The 18,955-nt window shown below is 39.1% G+C and carries 18 protein-coding genes; all 18 read left to right on the top strand.

The features are described 5' to 3' along the window. The 18 genes from AC3E9V_RS20955 to AC3E9V_RS20870 all read left to right on the top strand — a co-directional run bounded on the left by AC3E9V_RS20955 (position 1) and on the right by AC3E9V_RS20870 (position 18,862). Entirely contained in the window at positions 1 to 1,107 is a 1,107-nt protein-coding gene (locus tag AC3E9V_RS20955; RefSeq protein ID WP_488750122.1) for an arabinan endo-1,5-alpha-L-arabinosidase, read from the top strand. A 30-nt stretch (positions 1,108 to 1,137) separates the two neighbouring features. Further along, on the top strand, positions 1,138 to 1,338 hold the full coding sequence (locus AC3E9V_RS20950; protein ID WP_488750121.1) for an HTH domain-containing protein: 201 nt from the start codon (positions 1,138 to 1,140) through the stop codon (positions 1,336 to 1,338). A 103-nt stretch (positions 1,339 to 1,441) separates the two neighbouring features. Next, complete coding sequence (locus AC3E9V_RS20945; RefSeq protein WP_488750120.1) at positions 1,442 to 3,073, top strand: family 43 glycosylhydrolase; 1,632 nt, start codon at positions 1,442 to 1,444, stop codon at positions 3,071 to 3,073. A 31-nt stretch (positions 3,074 to 3,104) separates the two neighbouring features. Beyond that, on the top strand, positions 3,105 to 4,733 hold the full coding sequence (locus tag AC3E9V_RS20940) for a family 43 glycosylhydrolase (RefSeq protein WP_488750119.1): 1,629 nt from the start codon (positions 3,105 to 3,107) through the stop codon (positions 4,731 to 4,733). A 36-nt stretch (positions 4,734 to 4,769) separates the two neighbouring features. After that, the gene (locus AC3E9V_RS20935; protein WP_488750118.1) at positions 4,770 to 4,895 is read left to right on the top strand and encodes a hypothetical protein; all 126 of its coding nucleotides are present in this window, start codon (positions 4,770 to 4,772) and stop codon (positions 4,893 to 4,895) included. Between the two features lie 46 nt (positions 4,896 to 4,941). Beyond that, complete coding sequence (gene xerA, locus AC3E9V_RS20930; protein WP_488750117.1) at positions 4,942 to 5,931, top strand: site-specific tyrosine recombinase/integron integrase; 990 nt, start codon at positions 4,942 to 4,944, stop codon at positions 5,929 to 5,931. A 69-nt stretch (positions 5,932 to 6,000) separates the two neighbouring features. After that, positions 6,001 to 6,732, top strand: a complete 732-nt coding sequence (locus AC3E9V_RS20925; RefSeq protein WP_258105898.1) for a hypothetical protein — start codon at positions 6,001 to 6,003, stop codon at positions 6,730 to 6,732. A 246-nt stretch (positions 6,733 to 6,978) separates the two neighbouring features. Continuing rightward, positions 6,979 to 7,533: a hypothetical protein gene (locus AC3E9V_RS20920; protein WP_488750116.1), complete on the top strand. Its 555-nt coding sequence runs from the start codon at positions 6,979 to 6,981 to the stop codon at positions 7,531 to 7,533. Then, positions 7,530 to 8,615 (top strand): hypothetical protein, encoded by a 1,086-nt coding sequence (locus AC3E9V_RS20915; protein ID WP_488750115.1) that lies wholly within the window; start codon positions 7,530 to 7,532, stop codon positions 8,613 to 8,615. The genes AC3E9V_RS20920 and AC3E9V_RS20915 overlap by 4 nt, the downstream gene beginning before the upstream one ends. A 139-nt stretch (positions 8,616 to 8,754) precedes the next feature. Next, a complete protein-coding gene (locus AC3E9V_RS20910; protein WP_488750114.1) occupies positions 8,755 to 10,989 on the top strand; it encodes a T9SS type A sorting domain-containing protein in 2,235 nt (744 codons plus the stop codon). Position 10,990: 1 nt separating this feature from the next. Beyond that, positions 10,991 to 11,311 carry a hypothetical protein gene (locus AC3E9V_RS20905; RefSeq protein WP_488750113.1) on the top strand — a complete coding sequence of 107 codons (321 nt, stop codon included), beginning with the start codon at positions 10,991 to 10,993 and terminating at the stop codon, positions 11,309 to 11,311. Positions 11,312 to 11,488: 177 nt separating this feature from the next. Then, positions 11,489 to 12,712, top strand: a complete 1,224-nt coding sequence (locus AC3E9V_RS20900; RefSeq protein ID WP_488750112.1) for a hypothetical protein — start codon at positions 11,489 to 11,491, stop codon at positions 12,710 to 12,712. Positions 12,713 to 12,844: 132 nt separating this feature from the next. Beyond that, positions 12,845 to 13,522: a hypothetical protein gene (locus tag AC3E9V_RS20895; RefSeq protein WP_488750111.1), complete on the top strand. Its 678-nt coding sequence runs from the start codon at positions 12,845 to 12,847 to the stop codon at positions 13,520 to 13,522. A gap of 285 nt (positions 13,523 to 13,807) precedes the next feature. Further along, positions 13,808 to 14,326 (top strand): HEAT repeat domain-containing protein, encoded by a 519-nt coding sequence (locus AC3E9V_RS20890; protein WP_488750110.1) that lies wholly within the window; start codon positions 13,808 to 13,810, stop codon positions 14,324 to 14,326. 3 nt (positions 14,327 to 14,329) lie between these two features. Further along, entirely contained in the window at positions 14,330 to 15,052 is a 723-nt protein-coding gene (locus AC3E9V_RS20885) for a DNA alkylation repair protein (RefSeq protein WP_488750109.1), read from the top strand. Then, positions 15,036 to 15,941 carry an SPL family radical SAM protein gene (locus tag AC3E9V_RS20880; RefSeq protein WP_488750108.1) on the top strand — a complete coding sequence of 302 codons (906 nt, stop codon included), beginning with the start codon at positions 15,036 to 15,038 and terminating at the stop codon, positions 15,939 to 15,941. The genes AC3E9V_RS20885 and AC3E9V_RS20880 overlap by 17 nt, the downstream gene beginning before the upstream one ends. Positions 15,942 to 16,119: 178 nt before the next feature. Further along, the gene (locus tag AC3E9V_RS20875; RefSeq protein ID WP_488750107.1) at positions 16,120 to 17,238 is read left to right on the top strand and encodes an alpha/beta hydrolase family protein; all 1,119 of its coding nucleotides are present in this window, start codon (positions 16,120 to 16,122) and stop codon (positions 17,236 to 17,238) included. A gap of 136 nt (positions 17,239 to 17,374) precedes the next feature. Beyond that, positions 17,375 to 18,862, top strand: coding sequence for a gamma-glutamylcyclotransferase family protein (locus AC3E9V_RS20870; protein WP_488750106.1), 1,488 nt, complete (start codon positions 17,375 to 17,377; stop codon positions 18,860 to 18,862). Positions 18,863 to 18,955 lie beyond the last annotated feature (93 nt).

Raw genomic sequence — 18,955 nt, 5'->3', positions numbered from 1 at the left:
ATGAAACAGGCCATGCCTGAGATAATTACTGAGACACACAGGCAGGAGGATGGTTCAACCTCTGCCACCAGACATCAGGGCATTGTTGCAAAATTTAAACAGATGAAAGGATTACTACAATTATTATACGTTATGGCCGGGTTGCTTTTTGCTTCTCCTGCCTCAGCACAAGAAACAGACATTAGTGTTCATGATCCGGTGATGATCAAACAGGATGATACCTGGTACCTGTTTTGCACCGGCTGGGGTATTTCTGTTTATTCTTCAAAGGACATGAAGACATGGAGGGAGGAAGAATCCGTGTTTGGGAGAAGACCTCCTGAGTGGACAGATCAGGTAGTTTCCGGTTTCAGAGGCCATATCTGGGCGCCGGATATTTCCTATTACAACGGAAAGTACTACCTCTATTATTCGGTTTCTGCTTTTGCTAAAAATACCTCAGCTATTGGTCTGGTCACTAATGTTACCCTGCATCCGGATGATCCGGAGTTCAAATGGGAAGATCAGGGCATTATCGTTCAGTCTGTTCCAAACAGAGACCTTTGGAATGCTATAGATCCCAATATTATAACTGATGAAGATGGATATCCCTGGATGTCATTCGGCTCTTTTTGGGAGGGGTTGAAGCTGGTCAAACTGGTCCCGAACAGGAACAGGCTGGCTGAACCCCAGGAATGGCATACTATCGCTAAAAGGAAACGAACCCACTTTACAGATGATAAGAATCCGGGCGATGCAGCTCTGGAAGCTCCCTTTATTTTCAAAAAAGATACCATGTATTACCTGTTTGTCTCGTGGGATTATTGCTGCCGGGGAGAAAACAGCACTTACAAAGTAGTAGTGGGCAGGTCTGAAAATGTAACCGGTCCGTACCTCGATAAAGAAGGCAAATCCATGGCCGAAGGAGGAGGCTCACTGGTCATCGAGGGAGATAAACGATGGGCCGGAGTAGGACATAATAGTGCGTATACTTTCGATGGGAAAGACTACTTTGTTTTCCATGCATACGATTCTGAAGATGACGGGCATTCCAAATTGAAAATTGCCGATATGACCTGGGACAGCAATGGGTGGCCTGTGGTAGATAAAAGTGTATTAAACGAATAAACATAATCACCGCCATTTACCGAGTGGTTTATGGATTATTTTACCTACGGAAAAAGACTGGATTATTTGCTGGAGCTCATTCGCAAAGGAGCACTCAGTTCTCCCAGGGATCTGGAAGATAAGTTTGATTGTACGGAGCGAACCATCCGCAAGATGATCAATGACCTGCGAAGGGATGGATACGAAATCAAATACTCCAGAAGTAATGCTAAATATACCTTAGAAGAGTAGCAAACGGAAATTAAATTTCCGTGTAACTGATTATAATTGTTTTAGTGTAAATAGGTCTTCTAACTATCAGGAGATCAATCAACTAACTAAAAGATAATCTATTATGGAAACACTAAAACAAACTGAGAGATCGGGGCTTGTCCGCTCTTTAGTGGTCATGCTCTTTTTACTCATTTCTTTTATTTCTAAAGCACAGTATCCGCCCAGTCATGATCCCGCTACGATGATCCAAAATACCGATGGCAGGTACTGGATTTTCACCACCGGGCAGGGGATCTGGGCCATGTCTTCCAGTAATGCTGATTTTACAGATTGGCGGGTCGAGCCAACACCTTTTCCGGAGAATTCCTGGCCCGGATGGATCAGCAATTACGTAGATGGGTTCACCGGTTTTTTCTGGGCACCTGATATCATTAAAATTGACAATACCTTTTTCCTCTATTATTCCTGTGCAGGAGAGGGAGCACCAGCAGCCATTGGTTTAGCAACAGCCACCAATTTGGCAGGCCCCTGGACTGATCAGGGAATGGTAGTAGCTGGAAATAATGCCATTGATCCGGCTTTGCTTTTAGACAATGGCAGGCTCTGGATGAGCTGGGGAAACTGGCAAAGTGGTATCGACATTATAGAACTAAGCACGCAGACCGGTAAGCCTGTTTCGGGAACCACCCATCTCGTGGGTGGAAATGTAGAAGGTCCTGGTTTGATGAAAGATGGAGGTTACTATTACCTGTTTTATCAGCGAGGGCTCTGCTGTGATGGCTTGAATAGTACTTACTATGTGGTCGTTGCTCGTTCTACAAATATTATCGGACCATACACAGGAGAAAGAGTTTTCTTACCCAATCAGAGCGGAAATGTCGTTGGACCTGGTCATGTAGGATACAGGTATGGAAGACTAACATACCATTTCTATGATGGCAATGACAATGGCAATGCAAAGCTCATGGTCCGGACGGATTTTGGCTTTGCCAATGGATGGCCGTATGTTGGGAGTCCACCATCCAGTGGAGGTCCGGTCACATCAGGTGGTACGTATCGAATCACTCCCCGGCATAGCGGGAAAGCAATTGACGTAGAAAACTGTGGATCCTCAACAGGTACCAATGTACGTCAGTGGTCCTGGTTGAATAACGATTGCCAAAAATGGATCTTCACAGATGTTGGTAGTGGCCAGTGGAGGATTTCACCAGCCAATGCAACCGGAATGGCCCTGGATATGACCGGATGCAGTGGCTCCAACCTTGCTAATGCCCAGCTATGGGATTGGTTAAACAATGACTGCCAGAAGTGGGAGCTGGTAGACCGGGGAGGGGGCTATTACTCCATCCGGTCAGTGGCTAGTGGAAAGTGTCTGGATATAGAAGGAGTATCTACTTCAGACGGAGCTAATCTGGTCCAGTACACCTGTTACAGCGGTAGTTACAATCAGCAGTTTCAATTTCAACCTGTAAGTGGTAGTCGTGTTGCCGATGTAGAAGAAGATAACATTGAAAAGAGCTTCCAGGTATTCCCTAATCCCACTCAGGATTTTGTAGAGATAAAGTTGGGTAAGCCGGAAGTGGATGGACCCACCACCATTCAGCTGATTAACAGTGCTGGTCAGCTCATTCAAAAAGAAGCCTTTGAAGGTTCAGAATATCAGATGGACATAAAAAGTATAACCCCGGGTCTATACATCCTTCAGGTAGAAAATGCAGCTGGTTCACGCACCGTGAAAATTCAGAAGCAGTAATTTCCAACGTATAACATTAAATAAAAATAATATGAATACTCTAACTAAACATATTAAATATGTTCAAGGCTTATTTATGGTCGCCTTGATCTTGCTTTCAGGTTTTGATTTACTGGCACAGTATCCACCCAGCCATGACCCTACCAAAGTGGTTAGGAATACGGACGGTAGGTATTGGATATTTACTACAGGTAGTGGAGTTTGGGCCATGTCTTCCAGTAATGCTGATTTTACCAACTGGCAGGCTGAGTCTACACCATTTTCACCAGGCACCTGGCCTTCATGGATCAACAATTATGTACCTGGATTCAGTGGTGATTTTTGGGCTCCGGGGGTTATCCAAATGAACGGATATTACTACCTGTATTATTCAGCCTCCACGTTTGGGTCATCTACTTCGGCTATTGGAGTGACACGTGCAAGTAACTTGAACGGTCCGTGGACCGACCTTGGTATAGTGGTTTCTTCCAATGGAAATAATGACATCAATGCCATTGACCCGGCGCTATTTAGGGATGATAATGGCGATGTATGGATGACCTATGGTTCCTGGTTTGGAGGCATTGGTGTTGTCCGGATCAATCCATCTACTGGCAAAACAACAGGAGGAGTCACTCATATCGCTGGTGGAAATCATCAGGATCGTGAAGCACCTTTTATCATGAAAAATGGAGGATACTACTACCTGTTTTCCAATCGGGGTTCCTGCTGCAATGGATTAAGCAGTTCGTATTATATCGTGGTATCACGTTCTTCAAGCATTACCGGACCTTATAGCGGAGAACGTACTTTTATCTCCAATCAAAATGGCAATGTAGTAGGGCCTGGTCATTTCGGGTATGGCGAAGGTCGCCTGACCTATCATTTCTACGATGGCAATGACAATGGCAATGCAAAGCTCATGGTCCGTACGGATTTTGGCTTTGCCAATGGATGGCCTTACCTGGGATCGCCACCATCGTCAGGCGGAAGCTCAGTGGTTCAACTGCGAAACCGTGGCACCGGACTATACCTGGACGGCATGGGACGTACTGGTAATGGAGATGCCTGTGGGCAATGGGGAAACACCACCCATCCCAATTCACAGTGGGAACGAATAGATGTAGGCAGTGGGTATTACCAGCTTCGGAATGTAGGAACCGGATTGTACCTGGATGGAATGGGCCGCACTTCCAACGGATCAGATGTCGGCCAGTGGGCGAACACCACGCATTATAATTCTCACTGGACCATGCAGCAGTATTCTGGTAGCTACTATCAGCTGCGCAATCGTGGCACTGGACTCTACCTGGACGGTATGGGTCGTACTGCCAATGGAAGTGCCTGTGGCCAGTGGGCTAATACCACACATGTTAATTCCCAGTGGGAATTGATAAATATTTCCGGATCGAGGATCGACCTGGCAGCGGAAGAAGAGCCGAAAGCTGTGTCAGTGTTGTGTTACCCTAATCCCGTGAAAGATGTGCTGAATATACGTCTGGAGGATGATAGCGAGTTGGTTAGCGCCCGGATTGTCAATCTTTCAGGGCAGCTTATGCATGAGGAAGATCTGGTAGGATTAGACAACATGATAGATATGAAGGACTTGTCGGGTGGAGTTTATTTCCTGGAGCTGCAAATGCTTTCAGGCACCAAACGCATGAAGTTGATTAAGCAATGAGGCCGAACCATTTTGCCAAACTAAAATCCAAATATCATGAGTACAAACAAACGAAAATTCATTTTTCAGTTATTGGCTGCCGGGTTCATGCTGGCAGCTGTTGTCCGGGCTTTTGCCCAGTATCCTCCGGCTGGAAAATGCTACGGGTATACTGAATCATAAGGTTCGGGTAAGGTAAAGCAGATCTTTTTACATTCGTCTGGCTGCTGTGGGTGGTCAGACGAATGTTTTAGTTTACGCTATTTTTGATACCTTCAAAGGTGTGGCCTGGGTCAATACGCGGTACTTTTTTGTAAACAGGCCGGTCAATGAAGGCGGTGAGGCATTGTCAGTAGACAGTTTTAGAGAGCGAAAAGTTCGAAAGGGCGTCAAATATGTACCTGAGGAATTTCTTCAGAAGCTGGAGACGAGACGCTATTCAATGAATACTGCGAGATCGTATATTCATCATTTTGAGCGGTTTATAAATGATTTTGTGAAACAAAGAAGCCTTATGGAGATCTCGGAATTGGAGATAAATGACTATTTAGGCAGACTGGTAAGAGCCGGACGGTCAGAGTCATATGTACGAATGACTATATGTGCGGTCAAATTTTACTACGAGGTAGTGAAGGAAATGCCCAACAGGTTTTACACCATTAATGTCCCTAAGCGAGCAGAAACACTTCCCAAAGTAATTGCAAAGGAAGATGTGGTCAGGATGATCAAGGGGATTCTAAATATCAAGCACCGGTGCATTGTGGCCCTGCTCTATTCGGCGGGTCTTCGCAGGCAGGAACTCCTGGATTTAAAAATAAGTGATATTGACAGCAAGAGAATGACTATCACCATCCGGCAAGGCAAAGGGAGGAAAGACCGGATCAGCATACTGAGTAACAATTTGCTCTCGGATCTGAGGGCATATTACCAGGAATACAGGCCCAGTACGTACTTGTTTGAAGGGAAATTGGGAGAGCAATACACGGCATCCAGTGTAAGACAGATAGTAGCGCGTGCGGCACGAAGAGCCAGGATCAATCAGCATGTGACTCCACATATGCTACGGCATTCCTTCGCTACCCATCTATTGGAGAATGGTACAGATTTAAGATATGTTCAGGTTTTATTGGGTCATTCAAGTACGAAAACAACGGAGATCTATACACATGTGGCAGTTAAGGGTTTCAATCAAATTAAAAATCCATTAGATTTGGACTGATGGATGTCGGATATGTGCAATGGGTGTTGCACATAGACATTCGTTACATACCATAGAGCACTACGCAAATTGAACAGGTTCAACATATCCAAAGAGAAGAAGACGACAATTGACGAAAGTCCTGAACTCAGACGAGGAGAATTCAAGAAACTTGTAATTGAACGAATGAATGAGGCTTTACCGGACTTTGGATTTGATCAGTATAAAAATTCAACATACTATTTCGCACGAACTCTCAACTTTGAAAAATATCCAATCTATGAGGATTTGCATGTCAACTTCTCACTAAAGGAAGGAATAATTAGTTGTTCGGTATCTTCTTGTTTCAACCCTACATACCGCTTTACAGGTAGCTACCAATCCGGAATCTTGAATAATCATTTCGACTTATTAACTCTTAAACGTGGAACAGGAATTGCACCTATCGTGCAAGCTTACTATTTTCATAACGGCCGAGTTAACACAACAGCTGAGACTATCAAGACATTGGTTAACGACTTCTCAACAGTTGGAATGGAGTTTCTAGAATCTAGGTTTGCTTCACTTTCATCCAACCTACTACTAAATTTTGGCTTGGCTTTCATTGAGAACATTTCTACTAACAAGGAACAACTGAAGGAAGAATTCCAAGAAGAATTAAAATCAGCTGAGTACGTAACATCAAGAATCAAACACCCAATGTATCTTGAACTAAAGGAAAAGCTTCAATCAATACCTAACCAAACGAAGGAACTTCGACAATTAATACCAGGATTTGCGTTCTCGCTCATCGAAATGTATTACGAAAATAACGGTATGTAACAGACGCTGATCGGGCATATGTCAAAGTGATTTCTGGCTGGTTTCGGAGAAACTCGACCGTGATATCTGCCGCTGAGAAATGGCAGTGCTTTCTACTGACTTCTGCTCGAAGGATTTTAAGACTTTCGGAACGCAGTGCTATTTGGAACCGTTGTGAGCTTCGGCAGATTTCACTACTTTAGTGCTATTCACTAGCTGCGGACATACGCCCGATAGCTGGTCGTTAGCGACAATAAGAAGGCTTATATGAATTTACCTGACTCACCACTTAAACCCGAAGCTCAAAAGCTTTTTGAAAGGCTGAAACCTCAGATTTCGGAGGAATTGTCTAAAATTAATAGTATACCTGTATCGGTTTTGATTTGGGGTCCAAGCCCTTCTTCAACATCACCAATTGCTGAATTGAGAGTGAAGCTAAGAACAGTTTTAAGAGAACAGGGACATCTTGCTTTATTCAGTGAGGAAATAATTGAGAGTAACCAAGGTTCCGTAAGAATTCAACAGCTAGTTCAAGCTCAGAAATTTGATATGATAGTTTCAATTCCAGAGACACCAGGATCAATTGGGGAAATTCATGATTTTGCGAGCGATTCCAGAGTAAATGGGAAACTTCTGGTTTTTTTAAACAATGAATATCTAGAGGGATATTCTCACCAAAGTCTACAGGCTCTTTCATCAATTCTAACATATGAGGTGGTATACTATAATGGGTATCCTGAGCTACCGATAGTTCAAGATGGTATTTTCGATCATGTCAAAAGGGTGCGAGAAGTAAAATATTTTTATCAAGGAAGATTATGAAAGAGAACATCAAATATTCCATGGAGCTTCTTGATCATCCAAATTCTCTTTTTGATGATGAAAGAAATTTGCTTCTGCTTGCATGGATCGAAAAGTCTGGAGCAACCTCCGACATAGAAGTACAAGAGGGAACTGGATGGAGTAAACATCTCTGCAATAGTTTATTAATGAATCTGTACCAAAATAAGCTTATCGATTATGAACGTAATTACATAAAAACATCCAACAAGGGGAAATTCACATTAGAAAGATTGAATCTAAGCGAAACTTTAATCTCAGATTTAATTGACTCTCTGAAACTCTCTAAAAGTATAGGAGATGAATTAGATATTTATCTTAAAACTTATCGTAAGACATATTATGAACAGTATCTAGATACTTTGAAAGCCCTTCAAGTTTGGGATAAATATGCTTCTCTAAATAAAGAGTCTTTATTAAATAGCTCTGCACTTTCATTCACCAGATTAGTGATTGTTTTATTTGATCTTATCAATATTCCAATGCTGGTAACTGATGCAGTCGGTAAACTACTTTCAACATCAATATCTAAATATGAAAATTTTGCCACGAAGGACATCAAGGAAACTAGTGTTCTTCAATTAACAACAAAAAGAAAAAGGTTTGATTTAAAAGATGCCATTGGATTCATTAATAATACATCAGAATCAAGGTCATTTGGTGATCAATTGGACAATGTTGACCAGAAGATTTGGAGCTTCATTGTTGTTAGAAACCATCTAGCCCATGATAACTTTTCAAGTAAATGGTATGAAGTTTTCTCCTCATACAAAACCAAAGGCTATGAAAAGAGCTTTGAAAAAGCTTTTAATTCCTTTCTTGAGCTTAATATCAACAGCTATAGAAAAGACAAAATACAATTCAAAAAGTATTTCAACCCAAAAATTGAGGCTTCCACAAGTTTACTCGGAAAAATATTAGAGGTAAACTATCACCTTGGTAATTATGAACACCTTGACAAGTTATCCTTAGATCTAGGTCAAAACAAAGAATCATTGCTTACAATATTAAACGAACTCAATATGAATCTGCAAAGAATAACCAATGTCGCTAACAAGCGATAAGCTCAATGAGCAAATGGAGCTATGAGCAAAATTCAGACTCAAACTGTAACTATAAAATCAACTTTAAACGGATTTGCTCACTGAGCTTATCTAGACGTTATGTGTAATCACTAAACTTAACAGAAAAAACAGAAATAAAATGAAACAAATATTCACCTTTTTATTGGTAATCGCTTGTTTAAGTAACCAAGCCCAAGATAATGCTCGGATGATTGAGGCGAATGACCCAAACAGTGACCCAAATTGGATATGGTATCAAGAATATGCTGGTGGTCTTGACATGTACTATGAGGTTGTTGGTCAGCCTAACCCTGTTAAAGTACCCTCAGGCAAGCAAACACCATTTTTCACTTCCGGACATCCGCTTAATACCATAGCTTCGAAAAAAGATATGTGGCCAGAAGATGGATGGGTCCTGGTCTACAGAGATTTTGGAACGGCAACAAGTGCTCCTTCCCAGCCCTTCTTTATACTTTATAACAAGTACCGGGGAATACTAAGATACTTGTTCTACAATGCTCAAAATATCTCCTACACTTATTATAGAGCGGAACTTTCTTTTGTTGATCCCGAATTTTCAGGTGCCCTAATGACCTTTTCGGATGATGATAAAGTATTTTTAAATGATTATGACGCTGATAATACATTAAACTTCATGGGGAAAGTAGCTGTGTTTCAAGGCTGGGGATATGCTGATTTTCAACTTTTTGGCTACGACCCTACTATGGATTTGGATTCCAGAATGCGCATTCAAATTTGGGGCATTGATGAGTCGGTTTTAGATGTAGAATCTACAGAGTTTACGCTTGATCAAGTGATGGATGATGCTAACCTTGAAGGATCAAAAGGTTCTGGTGGAAATCTAAAGGAAGCGTTTGATAAAGGTCAAAAATTTTACAAGTCGGCCGAGAAAGCTACTAAGGGATTGAATGATAGAGTAAATGCAGAACAAAAGAAAATAGATGCTGGTGAAAGTGAACCTTGGTGGTTTGAAAATTTATCTGCACTTGCAAGTTCTCCATTAGCAAATGCAGCGCCTTTGATTGGAGGGGTTGCTGGCTTTGTGAAAACATTTTTCTTCAGTAATGACGCTACTCCCAAACCCTTAAAATTTTCTGGCTCGTTGAAATTGTCTGGTACAATTTCGAATACGAATCTTTTAATTAGTGATGATTTTATTTTAAATCCAAATAAATCACCTACTTCTCAATATTACATTCCTGTGAATGACCTCAATCCAATTGGAGTTTTCAATTTGGTTGAAAAACCTGTGGTTCAATACGACGAAAAAAAAGAAGAACCTGTATTGTTGACCACCGTAGTTGATTATTATGGATTTAAGTTAAAGAATAGTTTAAACTATGTATTTAATTCTGCTTCCGGTTTGGAAATCACAAGTATGAAAGCTGCTTATACATTCGATTATAGAGAACCTACACGTTTTGAAAATCCTGTGTTATTGGAGAGTCATGTCTTTGGTGGTATCTCTGATCTTCGTGCAAGCTATCATAGTAGTAATCCAGTACTTCCCCTACTCCCGACCGGCATTGCTCTAGAACTCAAATTTAAATTTGAAGATGCTAGAAACAATGGGAGCGAAATAACTGTAATTAAAAATTTCCCTGTGAGTATTGAATTTGCTGAGGGTTCTATTTTTGATATAGAAACGCCTATCTATAATCAAAATATATGGTTAGGTAGCGCTTATGAGAACCCGTATGGATTATTCCCTATTCCTATTGACCTAACTTTGGACGAACAAAGTGATTATAAAACCTACGCATATGGAAATGTTGCAATTGCAGAAAACAGCATTACTGTGGGAAATAATTTTAATGTTGGAGGTAGCTTAAATTCAGTGTCGCTATTAGCTGGAAATATAATAACATTGACAAATGGTTTTCATGCAACAAACGGAAGTAGCTTTGTAGCAGTTGTTCCAAGTTTTGAAAGTTTGGAAAATGGAAGAGCAATCAATGAAGAAGGTAGTTTGCAGCGAATAGTCTTTGACAATTTTTATATCAGAGATCCTAATGAGGATGTAGATTTTCGATCATTAGAAGTGAAACTACAAAATGATGAGATTAGTGAAATGAATAATGATCTGATCAAAGAAAGTTCAATAATGGTTTATCCCAACCCAAACAGTGGTAACATGACTATTGAGTATTTCATTAACTCTAAAAACAGCAACCTTAATATTGAGGTAATTGATCAGCAGGGAGCACGTGTTTACTTGGAAGAAAGAGAATCTCTAAATGAAGGGACTCATCAAATTCCACTATCACTTAACAAACTCTCAAAGGGTGTTTATTTTCTTCGGATTAGATCAGATAATGGTTATAAAACTGGTCGAATTTTAATTCTTGATTGATATGAGAATTTTATTTTTAATAATTGCTTTCACTCTAATCAGTTGTAATGATGATGAGCTAACAGGAAATGCGAGATTGATTTTCAACAGTGATAATTTGGAAAGCTTAGAAATAGACGTTTACCCAGAAGGGGTATTTACAGTTTCTGAACTTATAAACACGCAACCTATTTTGAAAAATCTCTTACCTAATAATAAAGGAGAAGTGTTCATTTCAAACATGAACGCAGGTAACTACACATGGTACGATGGCGGAAGCAATATTGGATTTTTTCAGATATCTGCTGGGCAAACTAAAACTTATGAAATATCAATTAGATAATTTTAAATACACATAACAAACGCTCATCGGGCATATGACTAGCCGTCCGCGTCCACTGCTTTTCGGAAACTGTAGTGAGGATTTGCTACTTTAGTGTTATTCACTGACCGTGGGACATCCGATAGCTATGCGTTATGACCAATCAATACCCATTAAAAATCGCTTAATCTTTAAATCATGAAAAAACTACACTTATTCATTGGCATTCTTTTGCTGACAACCACTGTATCCGCTCAATGGTCTGATAATGACAGCAACCTTACTACAACTGATAATGTTGGAATTGGTACATCCAGTCCAAAATCAACTCTTTCTGTCGGATCGAGTCTTTCTACGATTACATCTACAAGTGGCATTACGCTAGGGAATGATCAAAAATCGATTGAAATTTTGCATTCCCCATCTTCAAGTGGTTATGGTTCAAGGATTTACGGGGTTGATGAAGGTAATGGTGTCACTAGTCTTCGATTTGCTGTTCGTGGAAACACCGCATCATGGACTGATGCCTTGTACATCAGGGCGGCAACCTCCAGTTCTGGAAGAGTTGGAATTGGTACGACATCTCCAAACAAGAAATTGCATGTTAATTCATCAGGAGCTAATGATATTGCTATTTTTGAAAGTACAGATTCATATGCTTTACTACACCTAAAAGATAATACATCTAGTGATTCGGAACTTGTAAGAAGACTTGGTGATAATACAACTTTTTATAGTGGAGGGAACTCACATATAAAATTGGATGGTATGGGAAATGTTGGAATTGGTGAAGCCAATCCAAAATCTCGACTTTCTATTGGGTCAAACCTTAACACGATTACATCAACAATTGGCATGACCTTGGGGAGTGATCAAAAATCGATTGAAATTTTGCATTCTTCATCCTCAAGTGGATATGGTTCGAAAATTTATGGGGTTGATGAAGGTAACGGAGTAACTAGTCTTCGATTTGCTGTCCGAGGTAACACTGCCTCCTGGACCGATGCATTATATGTTAGAGCAGCAACTTCTCATTCCGGAAGAGTCGGAATTGGAACAACAGACCCTGATCATGAATTGGATGTGAATGGAACAATTCATTCAAAAGAAGTTAAGGTAGACCTCCTAGATTGGCCTGATTTTATTTTTGAAGAAAACTACAAACTCCCAACTCTTGAAGAAGTGGAAAACTTTATTTCAGCAAACAGACACCTTCCAGAAATCCCAAGTGAGGCTGAGGTAACTGAGAATGGAATCAACCTTGGTGAGATGGACGCTAAACTGCTAATGAAGATTGAGGAACTGACTCTCTATATGATCGATATGAACAAGCGTATGGGACAACTCGAAGCAGAAAACGCTGAATTGAAAACGAGTAATCAAGAACTTAGTAAAAAAGTTCAACTCCTTGAAAATCAATAACATGATCATAACAGATGCTAAGGTGAATGTGTCATAATGCTTCTGGAAAAGGACGTGCTCACAGATACTTCAGTGCTACTCATAAGTGGCAGACACACTCACCTTAGCTGATCGTTGGCATCAATTAGAACCATGATAGCAAATCAACCTTACATTCTTTATTCTTTGCCGGATCAAAGACCTAATCAATCATTAAAAGCCCGAAAAATTGAAAAAGCGGTTTCAAAGGTTGAAAGTTTTTTATCTGCGATGGGGCTTTCTTTAATTGAGGATGCTCAAACACCAGAACTTATAGCTATCGAGCCCTTTTATGAGGATGAACCCAAGGATTTCTATGCTAACCTAATAATTAACTTAAATCATAAGTTTGGCAATGGAAAGACTACTTCAATGGGTTTCATGTATCCTTCTGGGAAGCCAACCGAACAAAAAAAAACAGAATGGTCAATAAACGTTAACCAACTCCAAACTGCAATCGACTATTTAATCGAGGAGCAGCCTTGGCCCAAATTAAGTATGCCTGCCTTAGAGCTAGTCATTTCATACAATATTCTGCTTAAGGACTTTCGAACAAAGGAAGTCTTACCTAATCAACAGTATAAATCATCGTTATTGGTCTGGTTTAGTCAAAATTCACAATGCAATCTGAGCTTGTCATTTCCATTTTCAGAGCCAGATGAAAGATTTTGGCAGTATTATGACCAGATGAACGAAATTTCACCTGTATTTCTCGAAAAGAAACATTTAAGGCTAGGGCGAGCAAATAAGAAACGAACTGGAAATATTTTCTCGAAGATCAAAGGTAACTGATGCCAACATTCGTGGCTGTTGCACAACCCCTCAATAGTTGGTAAATACCTAATACTGTTAAGCATTACCTGTCTCTAAGCTTTGTAATCGAGGTTTTCAGATAGGAAAATTTGACCATTTCGGGGAATTTGAGTTGTGCAACGGGCACATTAGATAAAAATGAATGCGCCTACTTTCTTCGTAGAAAGTCGGAAGTAAAACTGAGACTTCTAAGCCTTTAGAAAGTGTGGGCGCACTCATTTTATAAAGGCGTTTGGAGTAATATAAAAAGCGACACAGATAATAATGACATTAGAAAATCTTTTTGAAGACAAATCCATAAAAGCCAAAGCAAAGGCAAAACAAATTGCTGAATGGTTATTGAACAACGAGTTACCACTAGACGAACTATTGGCTTATACCGAAAAACAAATAGCAAAAGACAAAGCAACTTGTATTGAGGCTGTTGAATCTGCCACAAAAAAATTACCAACAATTGCGGATGAAGATTTACTTTCCTTTGTAACTAAGACATTAACAGATGAAGAACCGAGAGTAAAATGGGAAAGTGCAAAAGTCATAGGGAATATCGCCAAACAATTCCCAACTCAATTGGACGAATCAATACACAATCTTTTACAAAATATTGAAAATAGGGGAACAGTTGTTCGTTGGGCAACAGCTTACGCATTGGCAGAGATATTAAAATTAAAAACCGAAAGCAACAAAACATTATTACCCAAGATTGAAAGGCTTTGCGAAAAAGAAGAAGACAATGGTGTGAAGAAAAAATACCTTGATGCTTTAAAGAAAGTTAAAAAGTAAGGTATGCGAACAATAAGCCGTAAAGGAGACATTCAAATTGAATGGGAAGCATGTAAGAAAGTTTTTAATGTTGAAAAAATGGGATTGTTTATTGATACAGTCCATGAGCGTATTCTTTCACAGAAAGTTAAATTCCCTTTGCTCGAATATTGTGCAGAAGAGATTTACAAACTCCTATCGACAGACACTCAAATTCCTTTTTGTGATGCCATTGAAAAGCTGAAAACTGAAGGTGGAAATGTCATCCTCGGCAAAATACTGCAATTGAGATTGCCACAACATTTTAACCAGTCATTGGAAAAAGCGACTGAATACATTTCTAAAGCAGACATTTGGTATGTATGCGACATCATTGGAGAACGGGTTTTCGGATATGCTTTATTACACTTTCCTAATAAAATGCTTCCAGAGTACCAGAAACTTTCTTCGCATTCCACAAATTGGGTGGTAAGGTCATTGGGTGCAGGTGGTCATTACGCAATTAAGAAAGGATTAGCGGAAAAGGAAGTTCAACAACTATTTGAAGTACTTCTGACAATGGCAAATACAAATGATAAGGAAGTGAGGCAAGGTGCAGGTTGGGCAGCTAAAACAACGGCTAAATTTCATCCTAACCTTATTACTTATTATCAAGATGAAATTGAAAATAAGGATAAAGTAGCCAATTGGTTCAGAAAGAAGATTGAAATCGGATTAAACAGGAACAACTATGCCAAGGGAAGTTGAAGTGAAATCCGTATTGAACAAAACCAAACGGAGAGACCCTTGGTTTTTGGATGATTATACCTTGAACTTGTACAGCAGTTGTTCTTTCAATTGCTTGTACTGTTATATCAGAGGAAGCAAATACGGAACAAATCTCGAAGAAAGTTTAAGTGTAAAAACCAATGCCATTGAGATTCTCGACAGGCAACTTTTTAACCGAGCTAAAAAACAGCAACACGGGTTTATTGTACTTTCTTCTGCTACCGACCCTTATTTGCAAGTCGAGAAAAAATACGAAATGACCCGACAAGCATTAGAAGTCATTACAAAACATAAATTTCCTGTTCATATCCTTACAAAGTCCGACTTAATTGAACGAGATTTTGACCTACTTCATCAGATTGACCAAAACGCCATTTTACCTAACGACTTAAACAAAACATTGGGAAGAGGTGTAATCGTTTCATTTTCCTTTTCCACCCTTGATGATGCAGTGGCTAACATATTTGAAAAAGGAGCGACACCACCTTCTTTGAGACTAAAAGCAGTAGAAAAAACCATAAGTGAAAAATTTCATACAGGTATCAGTTTAATGCCATTATTGCCATTCATTTCAGACACAACCGAACATTTGGAACGCTTATTTAAGACGTTTACAGCTTTAAATGTCAATTACATACTTCCTGCGAGTTTAACTTTGTTTGGAAGTGGAAGAGCAGACAGTAAAACGTTGGTTATGAATGCTATTAGAACCCATTTTCCTGAACTGGAAACAAAGTATCAAAAGTACTTTCAAAGTGGTTATCAAATGCCAGAATATTACAAAAAAGCATTTACCAAAAAGATGAAAGAATTGAGTTTAGAACATAAAATACAGGACAAAATAGAAAAGACTACCGCCAACAATTAGGCTCTAATGATGCGTGGTAAGGCCACGGTTCAACAATCACTATCATTCATAAGCTAACGGAGCTATTTGCAAAGGCAAGTGCGATAAGATACTTTTATAGATAATTGAAAAGTCTACGCGACTCGGTCCAGCTTACGGATGATAGTTGGACGTTAGTCAGTATAACCAAGTTTAAAATTTGAAGAAATCTATACTTTATGTCAACTTGGGACTTCTGATCTTTTCCATTAGCTTAATTCGATGCAATGATCAGAAAGCTTCCAGCAGACCACAAGAACCATCAAAACCGTATCCATATTATTCTGAGGATGTCGAGTTTCTAAATAACCTTGCTGGTATAAAATTGGCGGGAACTCTTACTACACCAAAGGATAATGACAATTCACCTGTCGTGATACTTGTATCGGGCAGTGGCCCACATGATCGAAACTCAGATCGTCTAGGGCACAAAACATTTTTGGTTCTTTCAGATTTCCTAACCCGAAATGGTATTTCGGTATTGAGATATGATGATCGAGGAGTCGGCAAATCCGAAGGAAAATTCGAATCTGCAACGACATTTGATTTTGCTCAAGATGCTGAAAGTGCCATTACTTTCTTGAAAACTAGAAAAGAAATAGATAAGAATCGAATTGGAGTTATAGGATTAAGCGAAGGAGCTATTGTAGCTCAGATAGTTGCTGCAAGATCTGAAAATGTAGATTTTGTGGTTATGTTGGCGGGGATTGGTGTAAAAATGTTCGATACATGGAACAGAGGACAAACAAAAATCATGGCGGGTATGGGAATGGATTCACAAAACATTGAAATCGTAATGCAACAGAGACAACAGATTTTCAAAAGCATCACAAACCTGAGTAATAAAGATTCCCTTCGAATTGAATTAGAAAAAATTATTAGGGAAGGAATAAAATTGTTTGAAGAAAGTCCTATTCCTAAAGGTATGACAGAAGATCAATACGTGGAAGCCGAATTGGCTATGTGGGGAAGCCCCTGGATGATTAATCTCATGCAATATAATCCCGAACCATTTCTTGAGAAAATAAATTGCCCTGTTCTTGCTCTAAACGGGGAGAAAGATGTTCAGGTGTTGCCTGAAGAAAATTTAAATGGGATCCAGGTTGCTCTTCAGCGAGGTGGAAACAATCATGTAACCATTGAGAAGTTGCCAGGAATCAATCATGTATTTCAGGAATGTACAACTGGTCTGCCAGACGAATATGAGAAAATAGAACAGACATTTTCCCCAGTTGCAATGGAAAAAATTGCAAATTGGATTTTAAGCGTTGAGCAATAAATACGTTGGTTAACAAACGCACTATCATCCATAAGCTTACTGAGCTATTTGCAAAGGAAATTTGAATAAGATACTTTTAAGGATATTTACAGTAGTTAAGCCTACGGATTTTAGCTTGACGTTAGCAGTAACACACATGAGTGAAGTATTCGAAAAATTCAAAAGAAAAAACAAGATAGTCTTTCAAATTGGACTAATAATAGCTGGAATTCTTTTCGCCTTTCTTTCTTCCGTAAAGCCTTTCAGCGAATTAGACTCTACAGTAAGTTTCAATGATTATAATTCCATTTATAATGCAATTCTTACAAGCATATCAGCTGCTCTGATTTTGACAGGGTTCTTAACTATTTTCAATGATTGGCTCAATAAGGAAATCTCTGAAAATGAAAAACATGAGGACATTATGTTTCGCCAAAATCAACTCAACAGCAGCAAAGCAACTGAACGTCTATTAAATGAACTGAAATTATCCTTTAGTAAATCGGAAAACTATGGCATAGGTTATCCGAATAGTAGGGATTACTATGATAGTTACTATGAACTAATCAAAAGTGCCCAAAAGAATGTGATCTCAATTGGAGATGGCTTTTCCTGTCATAACCCTGAAAATGAAGCAAAAGCACAAAATCTTATAGACGCATTTTCAGTAGCTCTAAAGAATGGAGTTTCAATAAAACGATTCCAATTCAGTAATACTTTAAGTATTAAATGGATGAATAAATTAATTGAGACCAAAGAACTATATGGTGATAAGTTCAGGATTTATATGAACAACATAAAAGATCCTCCAGTTCTGCCATATGTTATGTGCCTCGTAGATACAAAAGGATCTAATAGTTCCTTTAACATTATGTTTACTGTCCAAGAAGACTCTGAACTTGAGCAGAACGTAGCTGGACCAGCATTTGAATTCAGGAACAATAATAAAATTGGAAAGTCTGTTGAGAATACCGTGAAAGGTTATTTTGTAGGCGAAAGAAGTTTGTCTGTTGGAGAACTTAGAGATTTCAAGAGTAGAATGATTGAAGAAAATGAGGGGTCCATAAATCAGTACTTGAGTCAGTGTACGGAAATAATTCCAGATGAAACTTTCTTATTTCGTGTTGCAAAAACACTTAAAATACTTGAAATTGATTTAATTAGAAGAAAATCACTGCTTGAGTTAAGCAAAAGAGGTGAACTCTATTTTTCCTATGGATCAAACATGAACACTGAAAGGATTCGAAGAAGATGCCCTTCTTCGATCAAAATATCCGAAGGAACTCTTGAAAACTACAAAGTCCTTTTTAATCTAGAATGTAAAAACAGCAAATATGACGGATATGGCGGTGGAATAGCAAATCTTGTGATGGACAAAAACAAAATTACCTGGGGGGTGCTTTTTCGCATATCTAAACCCGAACTGGAAAAACTTTCAATAATTGAAAGTGAAATGGACTATGGAGCTAAAGAAGTGGAGATAAAGGTAAATGGAAGTTATTTCAAAGCTCTTACATTCATTGCTAAAACAAGCAATACAAAAAGAATAAAAGCTACTGAAAAATATAAAAATCACATTGAGGTTGGTTTAAATAGCAATTCTTTCCCGAACGATTACATAGAATATATAGAGGGAATAATGTAGAATACTGCTAACATTTAGCTGAATAGCCAAAACCGGAGCAAAAAAGAAGCCTCAATGACACAATCGATCCATTGAGGCTTTTCGGTTTTTATC

It is taken from the genome of Marinoscillum sp. HNIBRBA16962 (assembly GCF_057801515.1).
Note: the sequence above shows the minus strand (reverse complement) of the source record. Positions and strands in the feature narration are given on the sequence as shown.